Annotated in this window: 21 protein-coding genes and 4 pseudogenes; 7 read left to right on the forward strand and 18 right to left on the reverse strand. The window is 61.5% G+C overall.

What is annotated here, in order from left to right:
- The first annotated feature begins 92 nt into the window (after window positions 1-92).
- Entirely contained in the window at window positions 93-518 is a 426-nt protein-coding gene (locus ACFXS9_RS03610; protein WP_156434001.1) for a hypothetical protein, read from the forward strand.
- Between the two features lie 33 nt (window positions 519-551).
- Here the strand turns inward: ACFXS9_RS03610 and ACFXS9_RS03615 are convergent, their stop codons facing one another.
- From ACFXS9_RS03615 to ACFXS9_RS03660, 10 genes and pseudogenes are all read right to left on the reverse strand, one after another.
- Window positions 552-1,742, reverse strand: a complete 1,191-nt coding sequence (locus ACFXS9_RS03615) for a Wadjet anti-phage system protein JetD domain-containing protein (protein WP_392685235.1) — start codon at window positions 1,740-1,742, stop codon at window positions 552-554.
- 2 nt (window positions 1,743-1,744) lie between these two features.
- Window positions 1,745-3,442, reverse strand: a complete 1,698-nt coding sequence (locus tag ACFXS9_RS03620) for an SbcC/MukB-like Walker B domain-containing protein (RefSeq protein WP_392685238.1) — start codon at window positions 3,440-3,442, stop codon at window positions 1,745-1,747.
- Between the two features lie 226 nt (window positions 3,443-3,668).
- Entirely contained in the window at window positions 3,669-4,370 is a 702-nt protein-coding gene (locus ACFXS9_RS03625; RefSeq protein ID WP_392685241.1) for a hypothetical protein, read from the reverse strand.
- A 17-nt stretch (window positions 4,371-4,387) separates the two neighbouring features.
- Complete coding sequence (locus tag ACFXS9_RS03630; protein WP_392685244.1) at window positions 4,388-5,179, reverse strand: ATP-binding protein; 792 nt, start codon at window positions 5,177-5,179, stop codon at window positions 4,388-4,390.
- Window positions 5,176-5,814 carry a DUF4194 domain-containing protein gene (locus ACFXS9_RS03635; RefSeq protein WP_392685247.1) on the reverse strand — a complete coding sequence of 213 codons (639 nt, stop codon included), beginning with the start codon at window positions 5,812-5,814 and terminating at the stop codon, window positions 5,176-5,178. Before ACFXS9_RS03635 ends, ACFXS9_RS03630 begins: the two co-directional genes overlap by 4 nt.
- The gene (locus ACFXS9_RS03640) at window positions 5,807-6,244 is read right to left on the reverse strand and encodes a Wadjet anti-phage system protein JetA family protein (protein ID WP_392687236.1); all 438 of its coding nucleotides are present in this window, start codon (window positions 6,242-6,244) and stop codon (window positions 5,807-5,809) included. Before ACFXS9_RS03640 ends, ACFXS9_RS03635 begins: the two co-directional genes overlap by 8 nt.
- A gap of 59 nt (window positions 6,245-6,303) precedes the next feature.
- A pseudogene (locus tag ACFXS9_RS03645) lies at window positions 6,304-6,947 on the reverse strand (Wadjet anti-phage system protein JetA family protein); the annotation flags it as partial.
- A gap of 60 nt (window positions 6,948-7,007) precedes the next feature.
- Window positions 7,008-7,325: a hypothetical protein gene (locus ACFXS9_RS03650; RefSeq protein ID WP_392685250.1), complete on the reverse strand. Its 318-nt coding sequence runs from the start codon at window positions 7,323-7,325 to the stop codon at window positions 7,008-7,010.
- 178 nt (window positions 7,326-7,503) lie between these two features.
- Entirely contained in the window at window positions 7,504-8,031 is a 528-nt protein-coding gene (locus tag ACFXS9_RS03655) for a GNAT family N-acetyltransferase (protein ID WP_392685253.1), read from the reverse strand.
- Window positions 8,019-8,339: a DUF1778 domain-containing protein gene (locus tag ACFXS9_RS03660; RefSeq protein ID WP_057846600.1), complete on the reverse strand. Its 321-nt coding sequence runs from the start codon at window positions 8,337-8,339 to the stop codon at window positions 8,019-8,021. Before ACFXS9_RS03660 ends, ACFXS9_RS03655 begins: the two co-directional genes overlap by 13 nt.
- Before the next feature lie 563 nt (window positions 8,340-8,902).
- Between ACFXS9_RS03660 and ACFXS9_RS03665 the strand changes: the two genes are divergently transcribed.
- The 4 genes and pseudogenes from ACFXS9_RS03665 to ACFXS9_RS03680 all read left to right on the forward strand — a co-directional run.
- A complete protein-coding gene (locus ACFXS9_RS03665; protein WP_392685257.1) occupies window positions 8,903-9,154 on the forward strand; it encodes a helix-turn-helix domain-containing protein in 252 nt (83 codons plus the stop codon).
- Complete coding sequence (locus ACFXS9_RS03670) at window positions 9,154-10,464, forward strand: type II toxin-antitoxin system HipA family toxin (protein WP_392685260.1); 1,311 nt, start codon at window positions 9,154-9,156, stop codon at window positions 10,462-10,464. Before ACFXS9_RS03665 ends, ACFXS9_RS03670 begins: the two co-directional genes overlap by 1 nt.
- Before the next feature lie 252 nt (window positions 10,465-10,716).
- Window positions 10,717-11,585: pseudogene (locus ACFXS9_RS03675) on the forward strand (PLP-dependent aminotransferase family protein); the annotation flags it as partial.
- Between the two features lie 317 nt (window positions 11,586-11,902).
- A pseudogene (locus tag ACFXS9_RS03680) lies at window positions 11,903-12,295 on the forward strand (FMN-binding negative transcriptional regulator); the annotation flags it as partial.
- A 617-nt stretch (window positions 12,296-12,912) separates the two neighbouring features.
- Here ACFXS9_RS03680 and fdxB read toward each other — a convergent pair.
- From fdxB to nifD, 8 genes and pseudogenes are all read right to left on the reverse strand, one after another.
- Window positions 12,913-13,212 (reverse strand): ferredoxin III, nif-specific, encoded by a 300-nt coding sequence (gene fdxB, locus ACFXS9_RS03685; protein ID WP_392685263.1) that lies wholly within the window; start codon window positions 13,210-13,212, stop codon window positions 12,913-12,915.
- Window positions 13,213-13,226: 14 nt separating this feature from the next.
- Window positions 13,227-13,427, reverse strand: a complete 201-nt coding sequence (locus ACFXS9_RS03690) for a CCE_0567 family metalloprotein (protein WP_392685266.1) — start codon at window positions 13,425-13,427, stop codon at window positions 13,227-13,229.
- 9 nt (window positions 13,428-13,436) lie between these two features.
- Entirely contained in the window at window positions 13,437-13,907 is a 471-nt protein-coding gene (locus tag ACFXS9_RS03695; RefSeq protein ID WP_392685269.1) for a NifX-associated nitrogen fixation protein, read from the reverse strand.
- A 7-nt stretch (window positions 13,908-13,914) separates the two neighbouring features.
- Window positions 13,915-14,310: a nitrogen fixation protein NifX gene (gene nifX / locus ACFXS9_RS03700; protein ID WP_057846606.1), complete on the reverse strand. Its 396-nt coding sequence runs from the start codon at window positions 14,308-14,310 to the stop codon at window positions 13,915-13,917.
- Window positions 14,307-15,713: a nitrogenase iron-molybdenum cofactor biosynthesis protein NifN gene (nifN, locus tag ACFXS9_RS03705; RefSeq protein ID WP_057846607.1), complete on the reverse strand. Its 1,407-nt coding sequence runs from the start codon at window positions 15,711-15,713 to the stop codon at window positions 14,307-14,309. Before nifN ends, nifX begins: the two co-directional genes overlap by 4 nt.
- Window positions 15,714-15,722: 9 nt before the next feature.
- A complete protein-coding gene (nifE, locus tag ACFXS9_RS03710; protein ID WP_057846608.1) occupies window positions 15,723-17,387 on the reverse strand; it encodes a nitrogenase iron-molybdenum cofactor biosynthesis protein NifE in 1,665 nt (554 codons plus the stop codon).
- 98 nt (window positions 17,388-17,485) lie between these two features.
- On the reverse strand, window positions 17,486-19,045 hold the full coding sequence (nifK, locus tag ACFXS9_RS03715; RefSeq protein ID WP_057846609.1) for a nitrogenase molybdenum-iron protein subunit beta: 1,560 nt from the start codon (window positions 19,043-19,045) through the stop codon (window positions 17,486-17,488).
- A 70-nt stretch (window positions 19,046-19,115) separates the two neighbouring features.
- Window positions 19,116-20,620 (reverse strand): annotated as a pseudogene (gene nifD / locus ACFXS9_RS03720) (nitrogenase molybdenum-iron protein alpha chain).
- A gap of 290 nt (window positions 20,621-20,910) precedes the next feature.
- Here nifD and ACFXS9_RS03725 point away from each other — a divergent pair.
- Together ACFXS9_RS03725 and ACFXS9_RS03730 are read left to right on the forward strand one after the other, a co-directional pair.
- Window positions 20,911-21,210: a SufE family protein gene (locus ACFXS9_RS03725; protein WP_392685274.1), complete on the forward strand. Its 300-nt coding sequence runs from the start codon at window positions 20,911-20,913 to the stop codon at window positions 21,208-21,210.
- 147 nt (window positions 21,211-21,357) lie between these two features.
- Window positions 21,358-23,658: an NADP-dependent malic enzyme gene (locus ACFXS9_RS03730; protein ID WP_392685276.1), complete on the forward strand. Its 2,301-nt coding sequence runs from the start codon at window positions 21,358-21,360 to the stop codon at window positions 23,656-23,658.
- The last annotated feature ends 94 nt before the right edge of the window (window positions 23,659-23,752 follow it).

A 23,752-nucleotide genomic window follows, 5' to 3' on the forward strand; every position in this document is an offset into this window, starting at 1 on the left:
CGCCTCACCTTCTTGGGAGTCCGGCGCGCGCCGTCGCCAACGAGAAGCCGCTCGATCATCGGACCAACGAGCTTGGTGGGATCAGGCACCGCTTGGCTGTTCAGGAATCGGATCGCAGCAGATCCAGACCCATCTGGCCGCGCGCGTGGTTTCTGTTATTTGCTCAGGACCTTCTCAAGATCCAGCGCGGCGCGCTTTTCAGCTGGCAGGCTGTCAAGGTTCTGCATTCGCCATTTGACGGCCGGCAAATCGCGGGCACCGGGAACGCCCCAAGCAAATCCCATTCAGCATCGCCGCGCTCAATGAAATCAGGAATTTCCGATGCCTGTCTGGCATGTTGCCGACAATCTCCGCGACAGCGTTTTGCGTACGGCCAGCGGCTCATCTCGCGAAACGGACTTGGCGGTCATCCCACGCGAGGCTTGACCGGCAACCCCGTAGTCATGCATTTGAAGATTGGCACCGTCGTTCAAGTCACAACGGAGAATCCGATTTCCAATGCGCTTGGAACCGAGTGACGGTCTCAATCACATGATACAGACGGTTCTCGGCTAAGTTAGTGCTAACCTCCGAGCGGTGACTTGGGGCAAGACGGGGTCGAGCTCTTCCTGCTCAAGGGTCTTGGCGCCCTCCTCCGCCAGATAAGTGGCGAGCGCAGCTATGCCAGAATCCGATAGGCATCGCGCTGGTGCGGCCTTTTTAGCCGGAACTTGTCCAAATTGCTTGGCGATTTCGATGCTCATGAGGTGGGGACGGATCGGACGTCCGATAGCGCGCTCGATCGTCTGAAAGATCCAGGTGCCGTCCGGATCGATGTCCGACCAGTGGAAGATCGGCGTGCATTCGGACACAATTCCTGCGATGACCCGGAGCGCCTCTTGCGTCGCGAGCGAAGGATATCCACCCACGTACATCGTTGTTCCCAGTCGCCCGGGGTCCGCCTCGGCGATGTGCCTGTTGAAGCTTGCGAAGTTTTCGACCGTCAGAACGTAGACCGGGGGCTCCCGGAAGCGGATACGATCTGCCTCCTTGGGCGTGATTCCGAGATAATGCGGAGAGATCCGGGACAGATCGGCCCCGTCGAGATCGATCCGCCCCGCGATCAGAAGCGGCGGGGCGAAACGCTCAAGCCCGATAGTCCGCAACGCTTCGCGCGGTCGCGCGCCCGGCGGAAATTCGAGGATTCCGCTAAGAAGTCGTACGACGGCGCCTTCGTTGCGTTCGAGTGTCTTGCTGTCGCCCACCGTCTTCCGGGAGAACGTCTTGTAGTCGACGTCCAGGTGCTTGTGGTCCAGAATCGCTTGGGCCAGCGCGAACACCTCGCGGAGCCTCTCGACGTCGAACGACGCGAATCCGTGCCACGTCTTCCCTCGCCCCCAGACGTCGGCGATACCCGCAGCGCTTTCCTTCAGTCCATCGTGCAGCGACAAGCCGGCGACGAGACGCCCGGCAGCATCTTCGGCGATCCGCGACGCCGGGGTGCGGCCGAGACGTCCATACAAGACGCCCGCCGACATCAGCCGCACGTGTGCGACTTGGTCCCGCCTGGCGCCGCGCCCCCAGCCGAGCGAGACCGCGCCGATCTCTTCAGCCTCCTTGATCTGTTTCAGGAAGGCGTCGGCGGCGACGACGGACGGGAAAGCGGCATAGTCGGGGTGCGCGATCGGGCTTGAGGCGCCGGCCTCGAACCGGTCGAGAAGGTCGCCTAGCAGTTCCTTTGCGTCGGTGAAACGGCGCGGCATGGCTATTCGGCGGCCAGCCGTGCGGCGAGGTCCTCGTCGGACATGAGATCCGGGTCGATGGCCATGAGCTCGCGCTTGGCCTTCACCTTCAGCGAAACGACGGTCGCCCTCGACTGCTCGCCGATGCGATCCACTTCGACGATGGTGTCCATGTGCTCGAGCACCGCAACACGCTTCTCGAACGGCGCGGCGATCACGAATTGCAGGCCGAGCTTCTTGTAGAAGGCCATCATTTGGCGCTGGTTTCTGCCGTCCATCTTGGAGAACGCCTCGTCGAACATGGCGAGCGCAAAACCCAACGGCTTGCCGGCGCGCCGCTCGGCGCTGCCGTAGACGGCGGCGAGCGAGGCCCCGATCGCCACATAGATTGGCACCTGCTGCTCGGCGCCCGATCCCGTCCCACGACGCTGCTCCCATCGAGTGGACCGGCCGGTGGCGACGTCCTCCATGTGGATCTCGAAGGTGTAGAAGTTCCGGTAGTCCTCGAACTGCGTGAAGTCCTTCTCTGGATCCTCAAGGAGCGCCTCGAGCGCGACAATGGTGTCCTTGTGCGGGAAGTCGTCGGGCACGTCGCCGCGGAAGAGCATGTCTAGCGCTTCCGGAGAGGTTTTGCCGATCTCGATGATCTTGAGGATCGGCTGGAATTCCACGACTTGTGTGCGATGGAACGAGTAGCGCTCGTTGTGGAAGGGGTGGGCCTGGAGGCTACGGTTCAGCGACTGGAGGTCCCGCTCCATCTTGCCGATCCTTGAGGTCAGGGCGTTGATGAACTCGCCGCGCAGCAGCGTCGAGGCCTTCTCGGCCGCCTCGCGCGCCTGCCGTTCGTACCTGCGCAGTTCGTTGGATTCGATGTCGTCGATCAACTGCTCCATCCAGGGCTTCACTTCCTGGAGCGGCTCGCTTTCGATGCCGACTTGAGAACTCATGCCGAAATCGTCGAAGTATCCGTCCAGGAATTCCCGCACCCGGCGCTCGATACCCTTGCGCTCCACGTCCGACGCCTCGGCATCTTTCAGGGCTTTATCTGCGATGGAACAATGCTTCTCCGCTTCGCTCTTTTGCAAACGCGTATCGAGGCGCGATCGGTAGGCGGCGCGGCCCTTCATCGCGGCGTAGAGTGAGCGATTCTTGAGGAAGATCGATTGGGCGACTCTCAAGTTGAGTTCGGAGCCGGGCACGTTTTCTCCGTCCCCGAGCTTCCCTTCGATGAGCCGCACCTCGCCATTGTGCTTGTTGAAAGCCCTCTGCTGCGTCTCCCGTTCGACGCGCCGGCGTTCTTTGAGGTCCAGCTGCGCCTCCTTCTTCTCACGAAGTCCGCCGTCGCCGGCCCCGTGCAGGGCGGATAATCTTGCCTGCGCATCAGCCTTCTCGGCCTCGGCGGCGGAGAAGGCTGCCGCACATGACTTCAGGCCGGCGCTCCCGTCGGTGCAAAGGGACCTAAGGGCCGCGAACGCGGCGTCAGCTGCTTCCGCTTCCCTCGCCTTCTGGGAAACCGCGTCCTCGAGCGCCTCCGTCTGGTCCTGCAGCGCTCGCAGCGCGTTCGCCTGAGCCGCCTTGCCGATCTTGTGCTGCGACGGATCGATCGAACGATGGGTCCGTACCAGGCCGTCGTCGTAGAGACCGTCCTTCATGATGGCCCGGCCCGGCTTGTTAAACTGTTCGAGCGTGTCGGCAAGGCGCACGGAGCCGTAGCGGCGCATGATGAACGACAGCGCGTCCGGATCCTCGGTGCGGAAGATAGAGGGAAACGTTCCGCGGTCCGGCTTAGCCCTGAACTGCTCCAGCTTGTTGAGGCTTACCAGCGAGGTGTGACGGAATTCGCGGCGACCTTCCTTGAATATCGCCGTCGCCGCGCCGATGTCCGGTCGGTCGACGAACACCGCGTCCCGGTCGCGGCCGAGAAGCGCTTCGGCAGCTCCCGCCCATTCAGGGTCCGCGACCTCGATCAACTCGCACAGCACCCGCGGCGCCATTCCCTTTTGCCGGGTCTGAGGCACAGCCGTTCGGTATCCGGCTCGAGATGCGCGCGCGCGCCTCGGAGGCATGCTGACGGATGCGTTCGAGCAGATCGCCGCGTTGCGCGCGCAATTTCGACGCCTCGGCCATGATCGCCTGTCTCGCCTCGTCGACCTTGGCCGACCATGCTGGCGCCGACGACACGAACCCCTGCTCGGCCGCCGAGAGTTCGTCGGCCACGGCTCCGATTTCCGCGTTCTTGGCTGCACCGAGGAGCTTCGCGACCGAGGGAATGAATTCGTCGAAGCCGCAGCCGTACATGGCGAGCAGCGGTCGAAGCCGTTGGATGTTCTCCACCCGCCCCCTGAATTCGGAAAGGGCCCACTGCGCGGCCTGATCGGCCATTATGGCGGTCTGCGCCAATTCCTTCCGGCCCGTCCTGGCGTCATGTTCCGCGATCGCTGTCGTCAGGCGTTCGATCTCCCTGTCGATGGCCTTGACGTCCTCGTCGATGAAGGCGAGCTCGGCCGTCGCCGCGGCCCGCTGCGCGGTCTCGTCGCGCAGCCTGGCCCGCAGGTCGCGATTGGTCGCCCTGGCCGCCAGCCAGTTGGCGCGCCTGGCGATCCATTCCTCGCGGAATTTCGTCTCAAGAGTCCTCTCCAGGCCCGCCAAGATTGCGCGCAGCGCCTTCAGGGCGTCGAGCTTCTCCGCATCCTCCGGATTGTCTCGCTGATGTTGCGGTAGGTCTGGATCGACTCGCGCAGTTCCTTGATGCCGATCCGACTGTCTTCCAGGATGTAGTCCCGGACGAACTGGGTGGCGGTCTGGTTATGGTCGAGGGTCATCGCGTTCACGATGGACTTCTGCAGCCCGCTGGCGTTCTGCTCGCCGTAGGGCGCGTACGGCACCAGATGGCGCATGTATTCGCGCACGTAGTCGCCGGCCCGGTCCCGGTGATTGACGAAATTCTGCTCGCCCACCGCCGCGACGATCCGGGCGCGGACGTCCTCCCATTGCGCGGGGAACTGCTGCGCCCCTTTGCGCTCGATGAAGTCCTTGGCCGTCAAGACCGTGCCGACGGCGACGAAGAGCGCGAGGACCGTCTCCTTGCTGTCGGACTTCCGCGCCTCGAGAGCCATGCCGATCGTAACCGACGGCCGCTCGCGCTCGGTATCCTCGAATCCGAGCGCGATGTAGGTGCGGGCCTCGTCCCGCCGGCGCTGGTCTTCGCCGAGCGTACCGAGGCAGTAGTCGACGACGCTGCGCTTGGATCCGCTGCGGGACTTTCCGCTATCGCCCGCCACCGCGTTCAGGCGCAGGAAGCGCCGGTTGCCGCCGGTGAGAACGACCTGGGCCATGTCCAGGATGGTCGACTTGCCCGACCTGTTCTCGCCCAGCACGCCGATGTGGCCGGCGACCGCGATGTCGGCAACGTCGAACAGGTGCCAGTTCACCAAGGCAAGGTGCCGCAATTCCATCATGCCTCGTCTCCGGCGTCCCGCGGAAAGCGGGCCTCCTCGCTGCGGACGTAGCGCTCGAGCCTCTGCAGGGCGTCGCCGCCGCTGATGAGCTTGATCATCGGCCGGATCCGGACCTCGCAGTCCTGCTGCTCGTTGTCGAAGTCTCCGATCTCGACCAAGCTGCGCTGAGCGGCCTCCTTGAGAATGTCGCGGAAGCGCTGACTTGAGAAGGCGCTGCCCCCGTTGGGCTGCACCATCTCCCGATAGCGATCGAACAGGTCGTTGAGGGTGGTGACGACGACCGCCCGGTCTTCCATCGCGCCCGCGTTGATCTCCTGCTGCCAATAGGCGGCGAGGACGAGCATCACGATGGTTTCGTCCAATTTCATCCGCGGCAGCGGCACGTCGTCGTCCATGGCGACGATGCCGGCCCATTGGGCTTCCGGATCGCGATGGAGGCGGTAGCCGCAGGTGTCGAAAAAGCCGTCGACCGCGTCGCGGAAGCGCCCGTCCATGATCGTATTGTAGACGATGCCGGTCCGGGGGTCGCCTGCGAACACGAACTGGCGGCGCAGCAGGAAGTGCAGCGCTTTGCGCAGATCGGCTGCCTTGTCGGCGCCTGCCGAGCGCTCGATGTTCTCGAATTCGCTAAGCATGCGCTACTCCCTTGCGGAGGCCGCCGCGACGGATCACGAAATTGGCGCATCTGAGCCATTCGCTGTCGTGCGGCGGAGTATCGGGCGATGGCTGCAGATCGAAGCTGCCGGCGACCTGCGGTGGCACATCGCCCGTCAGGGCGTACCGCCGGGCGGAGTCGAACGCGAGGAAGTCGTCGACCGTCTCGATTTCGACGAAACGCGCTTCCTTAGTCCCGAACGGTGGGACCTGCCCTTCGAGGAACGTGCGGACGTCCTCCGGACGAGGCGCGATGCGCGCGATGTACTCGAGCCGGAGTTGCTTCCGCAGTTCGTAGAGCGGGTCGGATGGTGGCGCCGAGAGCTCCCTTGCTTCGACGGGCCGGCGGGGCTGTCGGGTCGGCGCCTGATGGTGCTCCGACCAGGGGAGGCCAGCGGCTCGACGCTCCATTCAACGGTCGCCTGGTCGTGGCGTCCGTCCCGCAGCAGGGCGTCGAGGCGGCGGACCAGGTCGCCGGCGCGGCCGACCAGACCTTGTGCGCCGCGCTCGGCGTACTTGATGGTATTACGAACGCGCGCTTCGAGTTGTCGCCGGAACGTTTCGATACGCTCGAACATCTCGCCGATCTGCTCGAAGATGTTCTCGATCGCCAGCAGGTCGTCGGCGGCGGCCGTATGGCCGTCTTCGACATCTGACGCCATGCTGGCCGCCGCGTATTCCTCTGCGAGCACCTGCATCGTGTCCGGGTGTAGGAGATTCTGCGCGCCAGGTCGACGATGGCGTCGCGGAAACGGTAGGGATGGTTCACCGTCAGGATGGACTGGAAGTCCTTCAGCAGGAGCTGATCGACGAACTCCTCGAAGAAAGCCTCCAGGCGGGTACCGACCGTCTTCGACTCCATGACCGTCCGCCTGATCCGCTTGAGGTCGGCGAGGATCGCCCGAAGGCTCTTGGTGAACTGGTCGGCCTGGTTGCGCGCCTCACGCACCGCGAGCGCGGCTTCGCGCTGCTTGCGATCGGTCACCTCGGGCGTGAGCTTCTCCACCGCCTCGAGGTTCAGACAGATCTGGACGATCAGGCCGCCGAATCTTTGGGAGAGGTCCTTGTTCAGGCTCGCCAGTCGCTGGATCACCAGCAAGGGTCCCATCGCCATGTCGACGGTGACCCGCAGGCCGTATTCCTCTTCCTCGAGCCAGCCCCAATCGACCAGGCGCTAGTAGAGTTGTCGGGCCAAGCCGAGCGCCTTGTCGCCTTTCTCGGATGCGAAAGCGAGGTCGGCTTTACGGATCCGGCGGCGGCCCGCCGAGATCACGTCCGGCAGCCCGCCGAAATTGTCGCCCTCGTTCCACAGCGAAGGATTGGCGCGCATGACATCGTAGATGGCGTGCACGACCCGCCGCGGCGTCGGGAATGCCGGGGCCCCCGTGAAGAAGCGTTCGTGCAGATCCAGCAGGCAGGCCGCGTAAAGGTGCTTGTGGTCCCTCGAAAACACCAGGAACGCGTCGTCGTGCAAATGGCGGAACAAGGACAATGGATGTTGCTCCCTGGACCGCCTTCATCCCGGAGGATGGATCAAGCCGGTCTCAAACTCATGACCTGCCGAGAGAATATTTCCACTTGAGACGTATCGCGGGAAAGGCGCAACCCAAGACGTTATGTTCATAGTATGTTCTTGAATAATCTCGGCACTTGGTGAATGTGGTAAATTGTTAGGGCAGCGCGTCGATTATCGTTTCTATCGGAAGATAGAAAGTTCTTGAACCGATGGGGCTTTCAATGAATTCGGCCCCTTTCCAAAAGGCTGCTGCTTTATCGTCGATGGCATGCACGAGGATTGCGCGAATTCCTATCGTTTCCGAGGCGTGCACAATCTGATGGAGCGCGTGTTGGAGGAGGTCCAATCCAATGCCCTTCCCCTTATAGGGAAGATCCCGGGCTAAGCGCCCGATAATAGCGACGGGGACCTGGTTCGGCAGCCCATGTCGCTTAATTGGCTTGGGGATCGCCGCCCGCTCAACACTCCCCGAGGCTATACAATAGTATCCAATGACCACGTTATCTTCGCACATCACATAAGTGCGCGCGGTCTTGCCCTCGCTATCAAGAGCACGATTCTTCAACCAATCGTCCAACGCTTCATTGCCGCTGTGAAAGCGGCTGAAGTCGTGCGTAGGCTTCAGGAGCGTGGAAGCTATCAAACCCCCACGCTTCCCGGGATGCTCTATTACTTCTGCCAAAGCGGCTTACGCTTCATTAGTGCCTTGAGCTTTGCGCCTGCGGGAGGCGGGTTATCCAAGGCGGCTATAAAAGCGTCGTGCTTCTCTGGCTCAAGGACGAACAGCCTTTGGTCCAATAGAACATCGATCGCATGCTGACGCGCGCTATCAAGCATGAACTCACTGAGCGATTTACCAACGGCCACAGCCGCAGTATCGATTAGATGCTTAACTTGGACAGTCGCGCGGATATGTATATTGGTTTCGCTTCGGACGCGCCGCGTCTTTGTACGCGCCCTCGGACGCTCTAACACTGCTGCGTGTTCCATTGCGAACTCTCCCACGGTCTAACAACATCAACTTTTAATTTCGCAACTTTCATCGCCTTCTATATTGCATGTGTGTACACAACGTCAACACAGTTCATGAGTTCCAACAAAATAGCCAGCTGACTCGAAATTGCCGAAATCGGTCCTATATTAATGTAATGGACCGCCCGAAACGCCCCAGAGATCCAAACCAGCTCGCCAAGGCCGATAATTGATATCGCCCGGCCAGCGGGGCCTTCTAGGCGGCCTTCAGCGAAAAGCCGCTGCGCTTAAGGCTATTCGAGCCCGCTGGTCTTCTTCGTAACTCCGCCGGCTTGCGGAACTCCTTGGCCCCCAGCCCGCTTCTTTCGCCGTTTCCCCTTCCGCGGCATCCAGCTTTGCTTCCTTTCCCCTGCGGGTTCCGTGTCGCGAATACCGAGCGTAACGCGATTGCTGTAAGGGAAGTCATAGCCTTAATTCCGATAAACGTGTTTTATGCAGTTCGACGCATAATTTCAATTTATGCGCCATTTGCTATATTGCGCTTTTATCGGATTTAGCACATACTTAGGTCGGAGTAACAAATGACCGACCTTGCCCGCACACCGAACCAGATCGGCAACCTGATCCGCCGCACCCGTAAGAAACGGGGGCTCAGCCAGTCGCAGGTCGGCGTGCGCGCGGGCCTGCGCCAGGAGACAATCTCGCTCATCGAAACTGGCCATCCGGCAGCCAAGCTCGACACCATCCTTGCGGTACTCGCGGCCCTGGACCTTGAGTTCCGGATCGTCCCTCGCACCAAAGGCGCAGCCGCCGACCTTGAGGACATTTTCTGATGCCCCGGCGTCGCCGCCATGAGCCGCTGCGCGTGCTCCTCAACAACCGCCTCGTCGGCCGCCTGAGCAAGGCGGCGACTGGCGCTATTGAATTCCGGTATGAGGCTGACTGGCTCGGATGGGAACATGCCCTGCCCGTCTCGCTCTCGCTGCCGCTGCGGGAGGATGCCTTCCGCGGCGCAGCCATCACGGCCGTCTTCGACAATCTGCTCCCCGACTCCGACGCGCTCCGTCGCCGGGTAGCGCAAAGGGTCGGCGCCGCCGGGACCGACGCCTACAGCCTGCTCGCTGCTATCGGCAGGGACTGCGTCGGTGCCCTGCAATTCGTCGCCGACGATGATGATCATCATGGCGATGGTCGCACCATCGCCGGCGATGCCGTCGATGACGAAGCGATTGAAAAGCTCCTCAACGGGCTTGCCCAGACTCCGCTCGGGCTTACGCGCGACGATCATTTCCGGATTTCCGTGGCAGGAGCGCAGGAGAAAACGGCGCTGCTGCGGCACGGCGGCAAGTGGCTCAAGCCGCACGGCACCACGCCGACGACCCATATTTTCAAGACGCAGATCGGGGAGCTGCCCAACGGCATCGACCTTTCGAACAGCGTCGAGAATGAATACTACTGCCTGAGACTTGCTGCCGCCTCCGGCGTGCCGGTGAACCATGCCGAGATTGCGACTTTCGGTAAGACCACGGCGCTCGTCATCGAGCGCTTCGACCGGCGGTGGACGAAGGATGGCCGCCTGCTCCGCCTGCCGCAGGAGGACTGCTGTCAGGCCCTGTCGGTCCCGCCGACGCGCAAATACCAGAGCGATGGCGGTCCCGGCATGGTGAAGCTTCTTGATCTGCTCAAAGGCAGCGACACGCCCGCTGATGATCAGGCGACGCTGCTCAGAGCGCAAATCTTCTTTTGGCTGATTGGCGCAACCGATGGCCATGCGAAGAATTTCAGCATCTTCATCACGCCCGGCGGCCGCTACCATCTGACACCGCTTTACGACGTGCTCACGGCACAGCCGAGTCTGGACACCGGTCAGATTCAGCGCAAGCAGATGAAGCTCGCAATGTCGGTAGGGACAAACAATCACTACAGGATTGCCGAAGTAGACGGCCGGCATTTCTTGCAGACAGGCGAAGCGGCGGGCGTACCGAAAAAGCTCGTTCAGGAATCAATCGAACGTGTCGCCTCTACCGCTGAAGCTGCGCTCGGCAGAATCGAAAGCGAGCTGCCAAAGGGCTTTCCCGAGGCAATCCATAATTCGGTAAAAACTGCGGCTATGCAGCGCCTGAGTTCATTGAAAGTGCACTAGCAGAAAGATTACGGTTGCTGCCGGAGGAAAACTGCATTTGCGCCGTATGGCGCTTGCGTCCGCACCGGCCGCCGTTGACCAGCACGCACGAAGTGGTCGCCGAAGCGAAGACCTGCTGGATTGGATTCTGCGGCACCGGGCGGAATAGCGCCCCCTGGGTGCCTGCGCCGCTAACTCCTCAGAACAGCTTGGCATTCAACCCGAATAGCTAGAGAGAGGCTTATCAAGCAAGCCTAGTTATGCGAACTTTTGATGGCCCAGATGAAGACGCCCCCTGGGCACCGCACCCCGCGAATGGGAGCGCGTCAGATCTACGAAGCGCTTAGGGATCAGATCCTGCGGCGCGTGTACCGCGCCGATGGCCTGCTGCCGTCGTCCCGCGCCCTCGCCGGCGAACTCGGCGTATCACGCGGTACGGTGACGATCGCGTATGAGCAACTCGCGGCGGAAGGCTTCATCGAGATCCGCCATGGCGCACGGCCGCGCGTTTCACAAGCTGTTGTCGAGAGGGGGCGCGTGCGCACGACGTCGCGGCCGTCGTCACGGAAGGTGCAACTGTCGGGCTACGGCGAGCGTTGAGACAGGTCGCGCCGCGCTCGGAGGAGCAACCTCGCAACCTCCTCGCAAATTTTCGGTATGGTGACCTCTCACCTTCGGATTTCCCCGTGCTCGCGTGGAAAAGAGCCGCGGTCGCTGCAATGCCACGGCGGCCCGCGAGATTGGCCTACAACGATCCTTGCGGCTCTCGGCGGCTGCGGATGGCGCTGCAGGCCTATCTCTGGCGTTCGAGGACCGTGCGATGCGAAGTCGATCAAATCATCATCGTGAACGGTTCGCAGCAAAGGCTCGACTTGTGTGCGCGACTGCTGCTCAACTCCGGCGATCGGTTCGTCATGGAAGACCCTGGCTACCTGATGGCAAGGCACGTCTTCTCGGCCACCGGGGCTGCCGCGGTGCCGATTCCGGTCGACGTCGACGGACTGGACACGGAGCGGCTTGCAAACGTCCAAGCGCGGCTCGCGTACGTAACGCCGTCGCATCAATTTCCGCTGGGCGGCGTCATGCCGATCGCGCGTCGGCACCAGTTGCTCGCCTGGGCAAGGAAGTTCGACGCCTACGTAAACGTCCGAAGCAGCGTTGATCGAGGCTGCTCGCGTCAAGGGCGTGGGCATCTATCCGGTCGCCCCCTCTTCAATCATCGTCATCCTGGCCGCCGGCATCAGCCGGACGTTATCGGGCTTGTCATGGGTTACGCCGCACTGGAGGCGCGCCAGATCGAGCGCGGCTGTCAGCTTCTGGCTCAAGCGGTCGATCAGCTTCGTTCGCGGCGATTGTCCTAGTCGCTTGCCCCTCCAACTGGACCATCAAAATCAGTGATAACTGGCAGTTCTAACTGTACCAGGCTCGGTCTATCTCAGAACGAGAACGGAGAACCGCCATGTATGTGCCCCCCGCCTTTAGAGATGACGAGGTCGAAAGCATCCGCGCGACCATTTGCTCCGCCGGCCTCGCCAACCTGGTCACGGCCACCGCGGACGGACCGATTGCGACACCCTTGCCGCTCTTCCTCGATGAGACCGAAGGAGAGCACGGAGTGCTGTACGGGCACTTGGCGAAGGCCAATCCACAATGGCGTTCGGCTCCGACCGGCGAAGCTCTGGCGATCTTCATGGGTCCGGAAGCCTACGTGACACCCTCATGGTACGCCACCAAGCAAGAAACCGGGAAGGTGGTGCCGACATGGAATTACATCGCCGTCCACGCGTACGGGCCGGTTGAGTTCTTCAAGGAGCCCGAACGTCTGCTCGAGGTGGTCACGCGCCTAACGAACTCGTTCGCGACAGCGGAATGAAGTTATTGAGGATTGCCAACATCCGATCCCATAGTGGCAGCAGACATTATGAACCATCCGAACCGGCATTTTCGCAGAATTCAGATGCTTGCGGCCGACGACGCATGATTCTACCCGGGGACGGCGACTCGGAGCCAGCAAGCTGGTGGGAATGGCCGAGCAGGATGACCGACTTCGCGGGAGCAGTCACTGGTGAAGGTCACCGAACATTCCCGAAGGCCAGCTTGCCGGAGCCGGGACTATTACGACGCCCATCCGCGGCAGGGCCCTGCAATGCCAACCATTTTGTGATGCTGTCGCGGCGCATAGCGTCCCATCCTATGAACGACGCGCTGGCTCCGGCCGATCTCATTTCGATGGGAGCAGGATTTGAACTACCGTCCGTCGACCGGCCCTTCATGCTGCTGTCAGGGCGGACTACTTTGTCACGCATCTTGCAGACGACGGCCGCCCGCTTCGACCACTAATCAACCAAGTCCTTTGCGCCGGTCGGCGCGAAGGGCTCTATCCCCGAGCGCAGCACATGGAGAGTCCCTTCAGCGAGGCTTCGCCGTCCAACTCCCGCTCGCCTGCGGGAAAGGCGGACAGAGGCGGTGTCAAGCGGCTTCCGTTGCGGCGGGCTGGTGGGTCTGGCAGTTGGTCGGACAAACCCGGGCGCAGGCGCCGCAGCCGATACAAGCGCCCTGGTCATTCATCACCATAATCTTCTTTTCGATCTCACCGTCTTCGTCATCGTCGAGATCGACAAGATCGCCCTCCTCATTGATCCCCTTCAACGTCATGACGTCGCGACCGCAGACCTTGAAACAGCGGCCACAACCGATGCACTTCTTGGGATCAATTGAGATCAGGTAGTTCGGCGTCCAGTCGCGGCCGTCGCGCGTTGCAAATGACATGATCGGATACCCTTTTAGGCCTTTTCCAGCGCCTTGAGATCCTCGCGCTTGCGCTCGAGTTCGGCAAAGACATCGTGCGCCTTCTGCGCCACCGCCATGATCGAGGTCCAGTTGACGGGAAGTTCCTCCGACAAATCGTGCAGATCCATCTTGGCCTTCGTCGCCTTGACCGACAGCTTTCTTATTTCCGCTTTCAGCATTTCAAGGTCGCTCATGAGCTGCTCTCAATACTCGGCCACGTCGGGAAACTTCCGGGTCATCTCGATGCCGCCTTCGACGTATTTGTCACCCTCGGCGGCGAGCTTTGCGAGATTGTCGAAGCCGAAGCGATGCACATCGCGCAGCTGCTTGTTCACCACGATCAGCCGGCCGCCGATCAGCACCATGCGGCCAAAGCCTTCGTGGTGCATCTTCAGCATCGGCTGGATCATCACACCGGTCGTCTTCTCGATCGAGAGCGCGACCGCATTGAAGAACAGCTCCAGCCGCCAGACCGTATCCGGATCGGGATCGCCGACGATCGGCAGCGCGCGCCGTTTCTCCTTGTCCAGAATATAGGGTTCGAGGAGATCGAGATCGCTCTTGCCGTCCCAGGCGCCATGGACGTCCTGGGCGCGCCAGATCTTGATCAGTTCCCTCACGAATGGCGCATCGAGCGCGCGATCGGTTTGCACGATATCCGCGGCTTCAGTCATGTCGTCCTCATTCTTCGAAATCGAGCGTGCGCTCCTGGTCCTTTGCCAGCGCCTTGCGCAGCCAGGGTGGCGGCGTACCCTTCAGCACGTGCTGAAGCTTCTCGACCAGCACCAGGATGTTCTCGGGCTTGTTCACCTTGATGGGATGTATATTGTTCGCCACTACCCGCGCGGCACCGGAGCCGCCGATCGCAGCGACATAGAGAATGGCGCAATCCTTGATTGCCTCGATCTTGGGCGCGAGCTTGTCCTCGTTGCCGTCTTCCTTGAGATCGCCGTAGAACTGAACCGCCTTCAGAAATACGTGCCCGCCCGGCCCAACATCATAGATCGCGATGTACTTGGCCCAGCCAAAATGCGCATCGACGCGCCTCAAGTCTTGGGTAGCGAATGCGACCTTCATGCAATCGACCCCTCTGTTGCGTCGATGAAGCTACGGCGGCCGGGCTTTAAGGGCCGTCTCGAGGTCCGCCAGCAATCGGGCGTCGGCTGATGATTTTCCTCGCGGTCGGCGATCACGAGATTGGCGATATTGAAGATCACATCGCGCGTGCCGCGATAGCCGACGGATAGCTGGTGTCCCGCGCCGATCCGATCGAACATCGGAAATCCCGCGCGATAAAACGGAATCTTCAACCGCGCCGCCGCTTGGCGGCCATGCGAATGCGTAATCAGCAGATCGCAATTCCTCGTCCTAGCAAGCTCTTCCAGATCCTCGAGATCGCCGATCAGCACCTCCTTGGTCCCGATCCGCTCCAGCACCGGCGACTGCGTGGTCGTCACGGCCGCCGTCACCTGCGCGCCCATCTCGTGAAGCATGCTGGACAGGTCGAACAGGAGGTCAGGCTCGGCACCGATCGCGAGCTTGCGGCCGCCGACATGGAAATGCGCGTCCAGCATCGCATCGCTGAGCTGGCCGCGCTGGCGCCGATATTTTGCTGGCACAGGGCGGCCACTGATGTCGCTCAGGAAAGCGATGAATTCATCGTTGGGGATGAGGCCGCACAGCCGCTCGAACAAGCGAAACGGCACCCCAGACTTGGCCTGCATGGCTTCTGCCGCCCGCCGCATCTGCGCACCGATGGCAATGGTCCAGCTGGACCGGCCCATGCCCGCGACTTCGTCAACCCCGATGCCACCAATGGTCGTTGGCGTAAACTCGTCCGGGATATGCCCGTCCAGCGATCCCGCGAGATCAGGCAGGAAGGATGGCTTCAGGCCGAAATCCTCCAGGATCGTCCTAAGTTCGTCGAGGTCACCCGGCGTCAGGTGACATCCGGGGAGGACATTCACCCGCGCGGGATCACGCTCCGCCCCGACCGCCGGCGCCTCCACCAGTACCTCGACCATGCATGCCACTGTCTTTCCCCACCCGTCCTGGAAGGCGTCCTTGAAATCGGGCGTGGAGACAAAGACAAGAGGAAATTTGGCAAGCTGCGGATGCTGCTCGCGGATCAGCTTGATGTAGCCGTCGACGTCATCGCCATTGGTTTCGGTCACTCCGGTCGAACAGATCCCGATGATCTCCGGCTTGGCACGATTGTATATGTTGAGGATAGCCTGCTCGACATTATCATAACCGCCGAGCACGGTCGCCACTTCGCTCATCGCAGTCGTCTGCAGCGGCACCGCCTCCTTGAAATGCCGCACGAACAGCGTGAGCCCGAAGGATGTGCACCCTTGCGAGCCGTGCAGAAGCGGCATCGCCCCACGCAGGCCCATGAAGGCGAATGCGCCGCCAATCGGCTGACTCATCTTCAGCGGGTTGACCGCGCAGGCCTTCTTCGGCGTGGTGACGATGGCCATGACGCCGTCCTATTCCGCGGCTTGCAGCATGGCAGGCGGCGAGGAGACCGGCATGGTGGCCAGGATGTCCTCGATACGCCTCTTACAGCAGCCACCGAACGCGTTGGTGTGCTGTCTGACTGCCTCGACGCTGGTCAGGCCATGCGAGCGGATTGCGTCCTCGATGGTTCCGAGATCGACTTCCTTGCAGAAGCAGACCTTTTTCGCGCGCCGGGTCGTCTCCGGATCGGCGGCGACCTCGGCGGCCTGCGTGTCCATCTGCGCCATCCCCTTGGTCTGCCGATTCTTGGCCACCTCCTCCCACGGCACTGGTCGACGCAGCTGCTCCCACATCGGGTTGAACAGCGCTTTGTCGATCTCCTCGACCAGCTTCACCATACCGACGTAGCCCATATAAGCGTGGCAGCGCTCCTGGTTGATGTCGAGCCAGGGCATCGCCGCTTTCAGCGCAACGAACTGCGATTTGCCACCCGAGAGCATGATATCCGCTTTCGCGTCCTTGAGCATTTTGTATATCTCGCGCGGCGTCATGTCCTCGATCATGTGGGCATCCTGCCCCATCAGCTCCTTGATGCGCTCCTTGTCCTGCTTGGTGGATTTTTTGATGCTGGTGCCGACCAGCTCGAGCCCTGCCTCCTGCAGCGCCGCCACCACGGACCAGGACTTGACGCCGCCGGTGATCAGAAGTGCCCTCTTACCCGCAAACCGCGGCTTGTACCGTTCGATCGCGGCCCAGGCGCGCGCCTCCTCGCGCGCGATCACCGCCTCGGTGCGCTCGATCAGTTCGGAAGGCGCTCCGCGCTCGACCAACAGCCGGGCAATCTGGCGCAGCGAATCGCTGGAATCCTGGATGCCATAGAACGACCCTTCGAAAAACGGGATGCCGTAACGCTCCTCCATCTTGCGCGCGACATTGATCATCGCCTTCGAACATACCATCATGGCAGCGCGCGCCCGGTGCGAAGAGGCGACTTCGCGATATTTGCCGTCCCCCGAGATGCAGGAGAGGATGCGGATACCGAGCTCGTCAAGCAGCGGCTTGACCTGCCAAAGCTCGCCGGAGAGGTTGTATTCGCCAATCAGGTTGATGTCGTAGGGCGTGGTGTAGTCCGGCTCTTGCGTGCCGATGACGTGCTCGAGCAAGGCCTCGCCGGCGAGCTTGTTGCCTAGGTTCTTGGGGCCGACGAAGCCCGGCGAATTTACGGGAATGACCGGCTTGCCGAGTTTTTGCGAAGCCGCCTTGCAAACCGCATTGATGTCGTCGCCGATCATGGCGGGAACGCAGGTCTGATAGACGAAGATGGCCGACGGGCTGTACTTGTTGATGATCTCTTTGATTGCCTTGTAGAGACGCTTCTCGCCCCCAAATACTATATCGGTTTCGTTCATGTCAGTGGTGAAGCCGGTCCGCCAGATGCTGGCGCCAGACGAAGCCGCACCGCGGTTGTCCCAGGAATTACCCTCGCAGGCGATCGGACCGTGCACCAGATGGGCGACGTCGGTAAAAGGCTGCAGCGCAATTTTGGCGCCGTCGAAGGCGCAGCCGCCTGCGGCGCCGCCCGGCTGCAGCTGCTTGGTGCAGCCCTTCTTGCGCTCGGCATCCGACTTGTTGGCGTTCTTAGCGCAGCCCGGCTCGTTGAACATCTCCTGGATCGTGGCCGATAGCGAACTCATCCGTCTCTCCTCTCAACCGAGCTTGTTCGCGAAGATCAGTCCATCGTGCGCTTAGGCCATCGCCGACGTTTGCCGGCGATGGCGCGCGCCGTTCGTTATCAACGAATGATGTCGAAGCTATAGTCGGTTTTGCCGGCAATGTTGGTCTTCTTGTCGATCTCGTCGAAGATCTTGTCGAGAATCTTCACCAGCACGTTCATGCCCCCCTGATAGCCCCACACCGGAGAGCGGTGATGGTGATGCCGATCGAAGATTGGGAAACCGATCCGGATCAGCGGCGTACCCGTGTCGCGCTCCAGATACTTGCCATAGGTGTTACCAATCAGGAAGTCGACAGGCTCGGTGAACAAGAGCGAGCGCATATGCCAGAGGTCTCGCGCCGGATAGGCATGGCAGTTCTGCCCAAACGGCGAGCTCCCAAACAACGCCTGCATTTTCTTCTCCCAGGCCTTGTTGCCGTTCGTGGACAGCACATGGATCGGCTCGGCGCCAAGCTCGAGCAGGAAGGCAGCCAACCCATAGCAGAGGTCTGGATCGCCATAGATCGCGAATTTCTTGCCGTGGACATGCGCGCTGGAGTCGGCCATCGCGTCGACCAAGCGGCCGCGTTCTCGTGCCAGTCCCTCCGGAATGTCCTTGCCACTGATGCGCGACAGCGCCATGAGAAACTCATCCGTTGCGGACACGCCCACCGGATAATTGAACGCCACGACCTCCTGGCCATGGTCGGCGATGAACGGCAGCGTCTTTTCCGTGCACCACTGCTGCATGGAGATCGTTGCCTTAGCGTGAACCGCGTTCGCGGCGTCTTCCAGAGTCGTGCCGCCGTCATACATCCGGAACTCGCCGTCGGTCGGTGTATCGAACACATCGGAATTATCGGCAAGAATGGTGTACTGGATGCCCATCAATTCGAAGATGCGCTTGATCTCGCGGATGTTGCCGACGGTGTAGCCGTCAAAGCCGCCGATGAGGTTGATCTTCTTGTTGGGCGCGCGCTCGAGTTTCGCGGCTGTCCCCGCCTTGCCGTCCCAGAAATGCTCGAGGATGCCCTTGAGCGCATTGTCGTACCCGGTGACGTGGCTGCCCACGAAGGCTGGCGTGTGCGCAAACGGCACATCGAAATCAGCTGGCACCGAGCCTTTTTCCTTGGACGTTTTGATAAAGGCATTGAGGTCATCTCCGATCACCTCCGCCATACAGGTGGTGGAGACCGCGATCATCTTGGGCTTATACATATTATAGCTGTTGGCGAGCCCATCGATCATGTTGTTCAGCCCGCCGAATACCGCAGCGTCCTCCGTCATCGACGAGGAGACGCAGGAGCTTGGCTCCTTGAAGTGCCGCGACAGATGGCTGCGGTAATAGGCCACGCAGCCTTGGGAGCCGTGCACGAAGGGCAGCGTGGCCTCGAAGCCAACCGAGGCGAACACCGCGCCCAGTGGCTGGCAGGCCTTGGCTGGGTTTACCGTCAGCGCTTCCCGCGCAAAATTCTTTTCGCGATATTCGGGCGTCTTCGCCCATTCCCTGATGCGTTCGACCTCCGCGGCATCGCGGGGATTCTCGAACATCTTCTTCTTGTTGGCCAGCATCTGCTGGTATTCCGGACCGCGGAACAGCTCGAAATGATCGAGCACGTGTTCTGCACTCTGCGCCATTGGTAGGATCCCTTCGAAAATCGTGATTAATGTCGGCTCCGGCTCTCAGTAGAGAGCCGGGCCCCTCGAGTTATTCGGCAGCCAACAGCTTCGGCTTCGGGACGTCCTTCCACGGCGCCTTGGTCTTCTTCCAGATCGGTGAGTTGATGGCCATGTCCATGTCGCGCGCGAAGATCGCAAATCCATCATAGCCATGATACGGACCCGAATAGTCCCAGGAGTGCATTTGGCGGAACGGCACGCCCATCTTCTGGAAGACATATTTTTCCTTGATGCCCGAGCCGACCAGGTCAGGCTGGACCTTCTCGACGAAGCGTTCGAACTCGTAGCCGGTAACGTCGTCGTAGATCAACGTGCCATCCTTGACGTAGTGCTGGGCGGTGCGTTGGTAGTCATCATTGTGGCCGAACTCGTAGCCGGTGCCGACGACCTCCATGCCGAGATCTTCATAGGCGCCGATCACGTGGCGCGGACGTAGCCCGCCAACGAACAGCATCACGCTCTTGCCTTCCAGGCGCGGGCGATACTTAGCGATCACCGCGTCCACCAGCGGCTGATATTTTGCAATCACCCGCTCGGCACCCTCCTTGATCTTGTCGTCGAAATAGCCGGCGATCTTGCGCAGCGACTCCACGATCTTAGCGGGCCCGAAGAAGTTGTATTCGCACCAGGGAATGCCAAACTTCTCCTCCATGTGCCGCGAGATGTAGTTCATCGAGCGGTAGCAATGCAGCACGTTAAGCTTCGCCTTCGGCGTTGCCTCGAGCTCGGCCAGGGAACCGTCGCCGGACCACTGCGCGATAACGCGCAGGCCCATTTCCTCCAGCAGGAGGTTCGGGATGACCACGCGTCGCCGCCGATATTGTAGTCGCCGATTATCGCGACATCATAGGGCGTCGGCTCGAACATCGGCTTGCTCTCGGGCATGACCTTGTCGAACACCCAATCGCGCACCGCGTCGTTGGCAATATGGTGACCGAGCGACTGTGACACGCCGCGGAAACCCTCGCAGCGGACCGGCACGATGGTCTTGCCCCCATATTCCTTCGACTTCGCCCTGGAGACCGCCTCGATGTCGTCGCCGATCAGGCCGATCGGGCATTCCGATTGGATGGTGATGCCGTTGTTGAGCGGGAACAGCTCCTGGATCTCGTCAATGACTTTGACGAGCTTCTTGTCGCCGCCGAACACGATATCCTTTTCCTGGAAGTCGGAGGTGAACTGCAAGGTCACGAAACTATCGATGCCTGTCGTGCCGACGTAATAGTTACGCCGCGAGCCCCACGAGTATTGTCCACAGCCGACCGGACCATGGCTGATATGGATCATGTCCTTGATCGGTCCCCAGACCACACCTTTGGAGCCCGCGTAGGCACAACCGCGGATCGTCATCACGCCGGGGATGGATTTGAGGTTGGACTTGACTCCGCAGTCCGACTTGCCGACCTCGTGAACATTGAGGTGCTTGGCGCGCCGTTTTGCGGTCTTCTCCGGATAGACCTTCAGCACCTCCTGAATCAGCTCTTTGTTGCGGGCTTTGATTTCTGCGATGCTCTGGGTCGGGGCTAGACTCATGCTGATATCCTTCAAAGGTTTCCTGTTGCGACGGCGGCTCTCAGCCAAGAGTTTTGCAACGACCGTGCCAGCCGCGGCGTAAGCGCAAAAATCAGCGCAGTTGAAAGTAGATAGCCACGTTCGCGCGGGTAACCGGACCGTTGTTGCAAACCCGACATCGAGCGTGTCCACAGACGTGCTCGTTTGATCCTGTTCGAAATAAAACAAGGGCGGGCGCGCGTGATATTGCACCGCATTTCCCCACAAGGGCCGCGAGAACATTGCGATACTTGGCGGGCCCGCTGCCGGAAATGGCACGTGACGAGGCGCCCCAGCTGCAAGGCTGCGTCAGCCAGTCTGGTTCACCATTGTTGCGAAGCCCGACCGCTGCTCACCTCGTTGGCGACGGTCGTGCGCACATTGCGCCTGGCCTCGTCGCCATCCTGATCCCAATGCTATTGGGCCGACCAGCCAGAGAGATCGTCCCGGCCGATCCGCAGGCGTTGCTCGAGTGCCTTGAGCACCTCAAGCCACAGCGCTCGTACGATTTCCGCTCTATGGTCTTCTGCATGCGCGTCGACGCCCAGGCCGCCCTAGCTGATGCGCCTTAACGCACTAGGGGCTGTTGATGGGGTGCGATCCGATGTTGCATCCAGGCTGCCGGGCGTGCTTCACATCCGGCTCCATCTACCGGACAACTGACCTCGGTTAGACTAGCACAGAATTAGAAGCTTCGGGTCAGGAAACGCGAGAGTAGCATGTCATCCCATTCTGAAGATCTCCTTTCGGCGGCGCTGGCTTATCACCGGCTGCCACGACCCGGTAAGCTCGAAATCCAGGCGATCAAGCCGCTCGTCAACCAGCGCGACCTTGCGCTCGCCTATTCGCCCGGCGTTGCCGCCGCCTGCACCGAAATCGCCAAAGACCCCGCTGAGGCCGCCTCGCTGACGGCGCGTGGCAATTTGGTCGCCGTGGTCAGTAACGGCAGCGCCGTGCTCGGCCTCGGCAACATCGGCCCGCTGGCGTCCAAGCCCGTCATGGAGGGCAAGGCGGTCCTGTTCAAGAAATTCGCAGGGATCGACGTCTTCGACATCGAAATCGCCGCCGACACCATCGAGCGCGCGGTCGAGACGGTGGCGGCGCTGGAGCCGACCTTCGGCGGCATCAATCTCGAGGACATCAAGGGACCGGAATGCTTTGAGATCGAGGCGCAGCTCAAGGAGCGCATGAAGATCCCGGTGTTCCACGACGACCAGCATGGCACGGCCATCATCGTGGGAGCCGCGATCGTCAATGGGTTGCTGTTGAACGGTAAGAGGCTGCCCGATGTGAAGATCGTCTGCTCCGGCGCCGGTGCTGCGGCGATCGCGTGCCTCAATCTGTTGGTGTCGATGGGCGCGCAGCGCAAGAACATCTGGGTCTGCGACATCGACGGTGTCGTGCATGAAGGGCGCAACACGCTGATGGATCGCTGGAAGGCGGTCTATGCGCAGAAGACCAGCGCGCGCGTGCTGGCGGATGTGATCGGCGGCGCGGATATTTTCTTAGGTTTATCCGCGCCGAACGTGCTGACATCAGAGATGGTCAAGTCGATGGCGGACCAGCCGCTGGTAATGGCGCTGGCCAATCCGACCCCGGAGATCATGCCGGAGGAGGCGCGGAAAGCGCGCCCCGACGCGATGATCTGCACCGGGCGTTCCGACTTTCCGAACCAGGTCAACAACGTCCTGTGCTTTCCGTTCATCTTCCGCGGCGCGCTCGACGTCGGCGCCACCGGGATCAACGAGGAAATGAAACATGCCGCCGTCGACGCTATCGCGCAACTCGCGCGCGATCCGCCGTCGGATGCGGTGGCGCAAGGTTTTGACAGCGGTGAGGCGCAAGGCTTCGGCCCGGGCTCGCTGATTCCGAGCCCGTTCGATCCGCGGCTGATCCTGCGCATCGCGCCGGCAGTGGCGCGAGCCGCGATGGAATCCGGCGTGGCGACGCGCCCGATCACGAATTTCGAGGAATATACCGCGCTCTTGGAACGCTTCGCCTTCCGCTCCGGTCTCGTCATGAAGCCGGTGTTCGCCAAGGCCAAGACCCAGCCGGTCCGCGTGATCTATGCCGAGGGCGAGGACCAGCGCGTGCTGCGCGCGACGCAGGTGGTGCTGGAAGAGAAGCTGGCGCGGCCGATCCTGGTCGGGCGGCCTTCCGTGGTCGAAGCCAGGATCAAGCGGTTCGGCCTCTCGATCAAGGCTGGGCAAGATTTCGACCTCGTCAACCCGGAAGACGATCCGCGCTACCGCTCCTACGTGCAGACCTATATCGACGTGGCTGGCAGGCGCGGCGTCACGCCCGAGGCTGCGCGCACGGTGGTTCGCACCAACAACACCGTGATTGCCGCACTGGCAGTGGTGCGCGGCGAGGCTGACGCCATGATCTGCGGCGTCGAAGGCCGCTATATGAGCCATCTGCGCCATGTTCGCGAGATCATCGGCTTCCTGCCCGGCGTCAGCGATTTCGCGGCGCTGGCAATGATGATCACCAGCAAGGGGTCCTATTTCATTGCCGATACTCAGGTGCGTCCGAATCCGAGCGCCGAGGAGCTGGCGGAGGTGGCGTCGCTGGCGGCAACCCATGTCCAGCGGTTCAACATGAAGCCACGCGTCGCCTTCGTGTCACATTCCGACTTCGGCAGTTATGATACGGATTCCTCGCGCAAGATGCGCCGTGCCACCGCGCTATTGAAGGAAAAGCATCCGGAGCTCGAGGCCGACGGCGAGATGCAGGGCGATACCGCGCTCTCGGCTGCCGCGCGAAAACTCGTGCTGCCGCATTCGAACCTGGAAGGCGATGCCAACATCCTGATCATGCCGAATCTCGACACCGCCAACGTCGCCTACCAGATGATCAAGACGCTGGCGGACGCGCTTCCCGTTGGTCCGATCCTGATCGGCCCGGCGCGTCCGGCGCACATCCTCACCCCAGGGGTGACGGCGCGCGGTGTCCTCAACATGACGGCGGTTGCCGCCGTCGAAGCCCAGGAGCGCGCCGGCCGTCAGCAACTCGGCTAATTGAAGGCGGTCGCCTTCCGGGCGCAGGCGGATTCGATTTGATCGCGGAGAGCGGAAGGACCATAATCGTTCCGCTCCTCCGTCCGCTCTTCCC

Source organism: Bradyrhizobium sp. RDI18 (assembly GCF_043203335.1).
Classification (GTDB): Bacteria; Pseudomonadota; Alphaproteobacteria; order Rhizobiales; family Xanthobacteraceae; genus Bradyrhizobium; species Bradyrhizobium retamae.